General features: G+C 38.8%; 7 protein-coding genes. 2 read left to right on the top strand and 5 right to left on the bottom strand.

Features of this window, described 5'->3' with window-relative positions; all coding sequences use genetic code 11:
• Positions 1-154 precede the first annotated feature (154 nt).
• The gene (locus IEY42_RS18545; protein WP_188926779.1) at positions 155-310 is read left to right on the top strand and encodes a hypothetical protein; all 156 of its coding nucleotides are present in this window, start codon (positions 155-157) and stop codon (positions 308-310) included.
• Positions 300-887, top strand: coding sequence for a Fic/DOC family protein (locus IEY42_RS18540; protein WP_188926778.1), 588 nt, complete (start codon positions 300-302; stop codon positions 885-887). Before IEY42_RS18545 ends, IEY42_RS18540 begins: the two co-directional genes overlap by 11 nt.
• A gap of 326 nt (positions 888-1,213) precedes the next feature.
• Here the strand turns inward: IEY42_RS18540 and IEY42_RS18535 are convergent, their stop codons facing one another.
• The 5 genes from IEY42_RS18535 to IEY42_RS18515 all read right to left on the bottom strand — a co-directional run bounded on the left by IEY42_RS18535 (position 1,214) and on the right by IEY42_RS18515 (position 8,057).
• Positions 1,214-2,707 (bottom strand): UbiA family prenyltransferase, encoded by a 1,494-nt coding sequence (locus tag IEY42_RS18535; RefSeq protein WP_188926777.1) that lies wholly within the window; start codon positions 2,705-2,707, stop codon positions 1,214-1,216.
• A gap of 90 nt (positions 2,708-2,797) precedes the next feature.
• A complete protein-coding gene (locus IEY42_RS18530; protein ID WP_188926776.1) occupies positions 2,798-4,867 on the bottom strand; it encodes a discoidin domain-containing protein in 2,070 nt (689 codons plus the stop codon).
• Entirely contained in the window at positions 4,867-5,289 is a 423-nt protein-coding gene (locus IEY42_RS18525) for a hypothetical protein (RefSeq protein WP_188926775.1), read from the bottom strand. Before IEY42_RS18525 ends, IEY42_RS18530 begins: the two co-directional genes overlap by 1 nt.
• A 639-nt stretch (positions 5,290-5,928) precedes the next feature.
• The gene (locus IEY42_RS18520; protein WP_229780170.1) at positions 5,929-7,350 is read right to left on the bottom strand and encodes a Fic family protein; all 1,422 of its coding nucleotides are present in this window, start codon (positions 7,348-7,350) and stop codon (positions 5,929-5,931) included.
• A gap of 167 nt (positions 7,351-7,517) precedes the next feature.
• A complete protein-coding gene (locus tag IEY42_RS18515; RefSeq protein ID WP_188926774.1) occupies positions 7,518-8,057 on the bottom strand; it encodes a tyrosine-type recombinase/integrase in 540 nt (179 codons plus the stop codon).
• Positions 8,058-8,143: the final 86 nt, after the last annotated feature.

Genomic DNA, 8,143 nt, shown 5'->3' with positions numbered 1-8,143 from the left:
AAAACCAGAACGGGTGTTCACGATGGGCCGGAATCACTGTTCACGATGCTCCGGAATATGCACAAGGTGAAAGTGGACTGTTTTAGTTTGAACCGTTGGTAGAAATAGCCTTCAGGTTGATGCTATAATTTTAGAGTGATTTTTGGAGATATTTATGCAATCGACAGCAATTAAGAAACGACAAGGTACTCGCACTTTTGTACCTAAAATGAGCAATTTCGAGACAAGCTCTCGTTACGAAGGTTTGTATTTCAAGAAAGAAAAGCTCGGCAAATCAATTGATGATTTAAAAGCTAAGTATGCAAGATAAGTATGGAGTGATTCAGGATAGTTATTGTTACCCTGAATCCGATGTACTCATTAATAAGTTAAACATCACTAACCATGATGAATTAACTGAAGCAGAACTAGAGTTTACTGCATTTCGTTACAGTGAATATTCTTCGAGTATTACCTCCCTATCTGAATTTGATCTCAATCATTTCAAAGGCCTGCATTTTCATTTATTTCAAGACGTTTATGACTGGGCTGGAAAGTTAAGAATGGTCGATATTTCCAAAGGAAATACGCGTTTTTGTACCTGCTCTAGAGTCGAAGCAGAACTAAATAAGCAATTATCCAGAATCCACGCTCTTGACTGGGGAAACCCAAAAGCCAGCTTCTTTCATGACATCACAGATATCTTTTGTGAGCTCAATGTCGTGCACCCGTTTAGAGAAGGCAATGGAAGAACACAGCGCTTTTTCTTCGAAGAGTTATATTTCTTTTTGGGAAAAACGGTTCATTGGCCAGACATATCAAAAGATGAATGGATTAATGCAAATGTAAAGGGATATCACGGTGACCTGAATCCGCTACACAACATATTAACTCAAGCCATTTCGTAAATAGTAAAAAGCATTTTTATTGGTTGGTAGTTCATACTAATTTTTATGCAGGCACGATACTATGCTCCAGTCATAGGTCGTTTCGACTAAGTACTATGCCGATCCTATCTTTTCGAGTGATGCTATGTCCTTATTGGGTTATTTAGATACACCTTCTTATGCTCGAAAAAGATCAAGTTACCAATTTGCTTTAGTCGATAATAAGCGTCTAGCCAAAGACACATACCGCTCACTATGCTGCTGATTTATGTTTGTGCCAATCAATCTTCAAAATTACTTGGTAAGGATATATAGCCAAGCTTGTCACAATGGCCTTCTGTTTACTATTATTTCAATAACAGAATGCCTAAACAAACGACTAATGCGCTGATAAGCCACTCATTGTTTTTGAACACAATCCACGTCAATAAAAACAAGCAACCCGCCATAATGCTCGGGGCTGAAAGGCTCAGAAAACCGACAGAAACAAGCACGGCCAACTCAATTAACAACAATGTCCCCAACACCCAATAAGTACGCTGCGCGCCCAAATATACAGCCAAGGTAGCAACTCCATTTGCCCGATCCCCCTCCACGTCTTTGAGATCTTTAAACTGACAAGCAATGAAGAACAAAAGCGCTAAACTACACAATTCAGGTAAATTCAGCTGCTCAGGGGTACTGTTGTTCCACACCATGGCCATGCCAAATAAATAACAAACCATTACGATAGCCGTCAATACTATTGGCGCGACAAATAAATAACGGCGCAACCTAAACGGTGGTACGGAATACAGGCATCCTAAGCTAAGCATCGAAATAAGCAGTATTGGTTGACTGATGTTGTACCCAAACGACACCCCGATACCTATCATGCTACCTACGAATGCGATACATCGATACTCATCAATCAAACTCGGATCAGCAACAAGTGGACGTGAAGGGTTACTCAACACATCTATCTGAATATCGTGTATATCATTCAGTGCGGTCATTGCAATAAATGCAATGGCAACACTGAGCAACGCGAGACTCAATAAGAGAATGTCATACACATTGAGCCAATCCCCACTAAGTAAAGCATTGTCGATCCCTTGCATCACTCCCGCCAGGGTAAACAATACATAGATCAACATACGTTCAATACGGACACAACTTTTTAATACACACCACAATCGCGTTTGAGTCTCCGCCAAATGCCACATACCTAAGATCAGTATCATAGGTAAATACCATAATATTGGCGCGTTTGTGGCAGTCACCCCCAATACCGATTGTTGCAATAATTCAGAATGGCTCATGCCTGTGAGAAAACTGATAAATGCAGGCAAGTATCCCATAGTAAAAATGGCACAATATATCAAAAATCCGCACAGTCCAGCACGCCACCAACGCAGTTGAGAGTGGCTACACATTCCTACGTATAGCAGGGTTGCTAACATCACAAGAAAAATTTCAACACGCACTCCGAGAGTCACATAGTTCACATCAACCCAAGGTAAAAAAAGGTGAGTAAAACTACTGAAAAAACTGTCGAAACTATATTGATAGACAATTGCACCACTATGTCCGAATAATCCATCTAACAAAGGGGGGACCCATATAAGCATCAATCCACAAAGCGAAACACGATTTGCCCCTACCCAACTACAACGTCCAACGGTTGCCAGTATGATAACTGACATGAGGTAAATGTAACTCCAAGCCATCACGACATGAATATAGTCTGCTAAGACGGTTGCCGTACTCAAACTAATCGTTATGTTATGATCTTGCTCAAGGAGTAATTCTAATTGGTTGCGAATAAAGATAATAGCCAGAAACGTTGCCGTTCCGGCCATTAATCCTATAGGAGTACTTTCTATTTTGCGCAGAAAATTATGAATGAAACGCATAAACTTCTGAACGCATTAACTGTCGTGCTACGATGGTTATAACCATGGTTCGAGCATTTCCACCGTCACTTTAAGGTCATCTTTATTACGTCCTAAAGCCGTAACGGTATCTTTAAATTCGCTATTACCCTTAATGTTAACTGTGCGCGCTTGCTCCATAAAGTTAGATTTATAGGTTAACGTTATCGCGATTTCAGTATTATTGGTAAAAACGACCTGAACTGGCGATTTAAAGTCACGGTCAAATTTATCGCCAGTAATGATTGTTTTGTCTAGCGACATATAAACCTGTCGAGCGAGGTTAGCAGCCACATCGGGTTTCCAAAATAAGGCTTTATCATCAAAGAAGTATTCTGTCGTTAATCCAATATCATCACCTTCCATTGCCACCGAAAGTTTATTAAACCATTCGTTATCAACGGGGGTAATATTCACTACAGAGACCATAAAATCTGAAGGCTTCTTCTCACCAACAATGATCTGGTCTTTTAACTCACTATTCGCCTTTAACACATAGGTAAGTTTTTTGACGAGAACATTATTCTTTTTGACTTGAACATTTCTGTCCGGCCCTGACCAACTGGATTTTTTCTTATATTCAGTGTTGCTGACAGTGGCACTAATTTCTACATCGACGAGATAAGTTTGAGCTGATTCATTAAATAACTGATACACAGCCGTAAATCCAAATCGGCTTTCGTCATATCCTCCTTCAGTATAATCATTAAACTTTGTTTCATTGAGCGCGACACCATTAATGTAGCGTGTTTCGTTGTAACTTTGAGACTTGGAAATCACGGGAACATAACGCTCGCCAATTTTACCTTCCCGAAAAGTCTCCCGAAAGCGGATCCCAGACAAATTGAATATATGATTATTGATTAACTTTTTATTTGCGACATTCAATTCAATGTCTTCGAAAGCATTCAAAAACTCGGAAACTTGTTCACTATTAGTCATCGTTTTCAGCTTTTTACTAAGAACAACCCCTATTAGATCTTGGTATCGAGCTTGTTGCGATTCCTCAAAGACCAAATCTTGGTATTTACTAAGTAAAGATACAACAGGGTCTTCAATGAGTCCTTGTTCGGCATTCTTCATGTCAATGCTTAAGGCTAAATCGACTAATTGAGAGTATGGATTTTCGTCATAATAGCTGCCATAACGTTTATACATCGCCAATAAATGATCGCTTGATTTGTCTTTTTTAGCTTTCTCAAAGTCGATCTCAAAGGCGGTTTTGAAGAGTAGAAATATCAGGTCATGATGCGCTTTTTCAAACACAGAGATGCGATAACCGTCATATGCACTCATTAATGCCAAAGGGTCATTGGTTTGAGAATGTTTATTCAATGTCGCTTGAAGCAGATCGCCAATATGTTGGCTAATGATATCTTTAGCCTCTGGGTATGTTTCACTCTTAAATAAATCAGATGCTTCTATCAAAAAGTCAGCACGACTAAGAGTTGCCGTTTTTTCATCTAACGTATTCTGTAATTCTATTAAGTATCTTGCTTTAGCCTGCGCTTGTTTTTTAGCGTCGAGTTTCTCCAATTTTGCCTTCTCAGCAGCTTTCTCTTTTCTTAATGCCGCCAAACGTATTTGTTCTTTGGTCGTCCCTAATACACTGATTTGAGTGAGACCTGATTCTTGATTCCAAACATTACCAGGATAAATATCTTCTATGGTTATCTTCAACCAAGTGGCCTCTGACTCTGGAACAGAAAAATGTTGAACAGACATCACATCTTTTAACGTTATACTTTGAGTCACCCCTGAAGACAGCGTTATCACAGCCGATTTAACGCGACTGTTGTGCAACCAATTATTTTTTGACTCAACCCAACCATTTATAATATCAACGCCAGAAATAATACTCGGCTCTGCAAACTCTAATTTAATCCACTCCCCTTGGTTCGCTTTTCTAGTGCGTTTAGGAAACCAAGCCGTACTACTTTTATTATCAATGGCATTTTGCGGCTCATAAGAAGCACTATCTGCAGGACATACTGAAGATGCAGTGGCACTTTTAATGTTGATATTCGTATCTGCCCAGACGAATGATGAAGCCAAGTATAAACTCAACGCAAAAAATAATTTTTTCATTACAATCCCCTCTCAGCAGCTTGACGATACTTAAACTCATCTTTGACTTTTTCTGCGAGTCGATTGGCTTCATTAAGTTTTTTCTCTAATGCTAAACGCTTTTTGCGCTTTTCTGTAGCAACAGACTTAGTATTGATTTTCTTTTCAATGATGACGTCTTCGGGGATCAAAATATCTTCACTACCGTAATAACGCCATTCTCCATTTTCACTGAGCGCTTTGATTTCAAAACGATGATTTTCGGCTGACAACTCAAGCTCGATCAAATCCTTACCAATAGGTGATTTTGCTTCACCATCAATAAACAATTCAGCATTATCGATATCTGTTTTGAGTCGAACTTTACCTGTTGGACCAAAGCAAGCTGTAAGAGTAAACAAGCAAATTAATATAAGTGTGGCGTATTGAATTGGGCGATCCATCTACATACCTTCCATTTATTTAAAGTGACAATTCAAGCAACTTAAAAGCAACAAAAATTTATACTAAACGATACAAAAACAAAACTCTACCGAAACGTAGGTAATAATTTTATATATAGATCAGTCTATTAATGTAGCCACGCCGATGATTAACGATGATAAAACTCAACGAATAGCGAACACAAAAATGGGTTAACAAATAAGATTTGGCAAAGAATACCACAAGTGACAAACGGGGGGCATTGCCTGAGACATATGATTGACCATCAACTTAGCTCACTTGTAATGATCTCATTCTACCGGTCTTATTTTGAATTCAACGCGGTACTTTAGACACATTTGAGTATGATTTCTCCGACCAACATCGACCCGCCCGTTCATATGAACAGGGAAGCACTATAATTAAAACCTCAACATAAGAGATAAGCTTTAAAGAGCAGTAGGTTAACGCTAGCCTCAACGTTAATATTAACCACATAGAATTAATGATGTATACGATTTAAAAGAAGAATTACATCAGGGTTTATCGACAAGAACTGGTATCAGCCTAAAGGTATTACTTAAGACAGTTAACCCCTACCACTGCTTTAACACCCAGCATTGAGCCTGCTCACTAACGAGTGAACCAGAGTAGAAATTTTAGTTAGCACTTCTCCACTGAGTAAACATTTTTTCAGTGATACCTAGCCCAATGATCGCACCTTCATGCAGTTGTCCAAGGTCACTTAGCGTCATACTGATAAACTTATCTTCTAATGGAATATTATTATCTACACAGTATTGCTCAAGATATTGAGTAGCAGTAGCCTCATCAAGACTTTGGCGAATAATATGTCCCATCGCAATTTTTCTATCAGCCCGATATTGTATTCGGTAAGTATCTATTTCACCCAGTGATTCAGTAACAACATCATACTGCTCACAAGAGCGTAAATAGGCCCACTCAAAAAGCTCAAGCGCAGGCTCAATTTGGTTTGTCTCATAGAAATACAACAATGACTTGAAGTAGTCTTCTTGGGGGACATCAATAAAACTCAAAGGGCACAAATTATGCTGGATAAATGGAATATTACACGACAGTCGAGCAGTGCGTTTATTTACGTCTTCAAAGGCCTGTAAATACGAAAGGTGTATCAATAAAAAGAAGCTCTTTTCAAATGGGTCTTCAATTTTATCCGCTTTACGCAAGATAAGTGATAAATATTCTTCTAATTGGTGAGGATTACTCGTAGGCGTATAAGCTGACTGGCTAATACCTACTTCCACTTCTCTAATCTTCCCGCAAGCCTTTGGATTTGACAACAAATCTTGTGATAATAATGAGTGAATATTTCTTATTGTAAATGGAATAAGTACAATTTCTTCTGCATTTTCAATTAAAAACTCTATCGCTTCCTTGTGATTCATTATCATCACAGTTTCTTTGTGAATTTTACCTTCGGCTGTTAAGCCTTGCTCTATTAGCTTTTGCGTATCAAGCTTTGAATAGGTATTTCCTTCTAATCGACTAGAGTTATAAGACAGGTCGATTAGCAGTCGTTGACTAATTTTTTTAGCGTATGTGCCTGCGGCTAACTGCTCATTAAACCGCTTACCGGCGTTATACAATCGAACTCTCATTGTCTTAGCCACATACTGAGTTTGATTGGGAATATAGTTATCGACTAAAGCAAATTGGTAACTTGATCTTTTTCGAGCATAAGAAGGTGCATCTAAATAACCCAATAAGGACATCGTATCATTCGAAAAGATAGGATGTTTGTCCTTATCTTCGGTTTTTGTCCTTATATTTTGGCCAGAAGTGTCCTCAACCGGCTCCATAGGGGCACTTTTAAACCCACTTATGTCCTTATCGACATAGTACTTAGTGTTATTTTTTTCTCCAGCAATATTAACCACACCTTCCTCAACCAGCGACTTCATACGCCTTTGCAAGGTTTTCTTGTTAATAGAAAAGGTTAGCAATTTTTCTATTTCGCCAAGCCCCATAGGCTCACCTATCTCGGCAATGAGTGCTAAAATTGATGATTTCTCTTGTTGTAGAAGCGTTTTTTTATTCATATGATAAGGACAAAACCAATAAAAGTGTCCTTACATTAGCTCTAGAAAGGACAAAAATCAAGCTGGTAAGGACAAAAATGACATGATTAGGACATCTTTATGTGCTTTTGTCCCTATGAACTAGAAATAACTTAAAAGAGAGGCTGGATAATTCGTCAAGCTAGGATTTAATCACTAGGTTGTTTTCTAAGAGGATGAATACGCGATATGTATAAATTGGGGTTGCCTACAGCTGGATGGAACTTCTGATAATCCTGACTCATTTTCTTAACGGCAATGTGCGTATAGCCTTGCGTAGTGACAACGCTAGCGTAACCTAGTATCTTTTGAGTCGTTAATAAGTCAGCGCCATTATCAAGTAACGTTGTGGCTGTGGTATGACGATATAGGTTGCTAGCACCAGGCTTTGAAACTCCCGCTCTGCGTTTGTATTTATTCACTAGTGCTGTGATTTGACCGCCATTAAAAGGCAAGCCACGGTTATCTAGAAACAGATAGTCACCCGACATAAAATTAACAAATTTAGGGCGAATTTTGTCTTTGTAATAAAGTACCGCATTAAGTGCTTCTTTAGCGATAGGAACAATTCTGTCCTGACCACCTTTGCCATCGAGTGCAAACAGCAACAACGCTTCTTTGTTGATGCCATTTATCTTTAATTTGGTGACATCACCACGCCTAAACCCACAGGCAAAAAAATGCTGCAAGTATCGCACTATCGATACTGTTAAGAGTCGATAGTGGCTTTGGCTAAGACGCCATAATAATAGATGAAGTGAGCATGACAAACGCT

The sequence above is a fragment of the Shewanella algicola genome, from assembly GCF_014648035.1.
Taxonomy (GTDB): domain Bacteria; phylum Pseudomonadota; class Gammaproteobacteria; order Enterobacterales; family Shewanellaceae; genus Shewanella; species Shewanella algicola.
The sequence above is the reverse complement of the archived record's forward strand: the minus strand, read 5'-3'. Positions and strand labels throughout refer to the sequence as shown.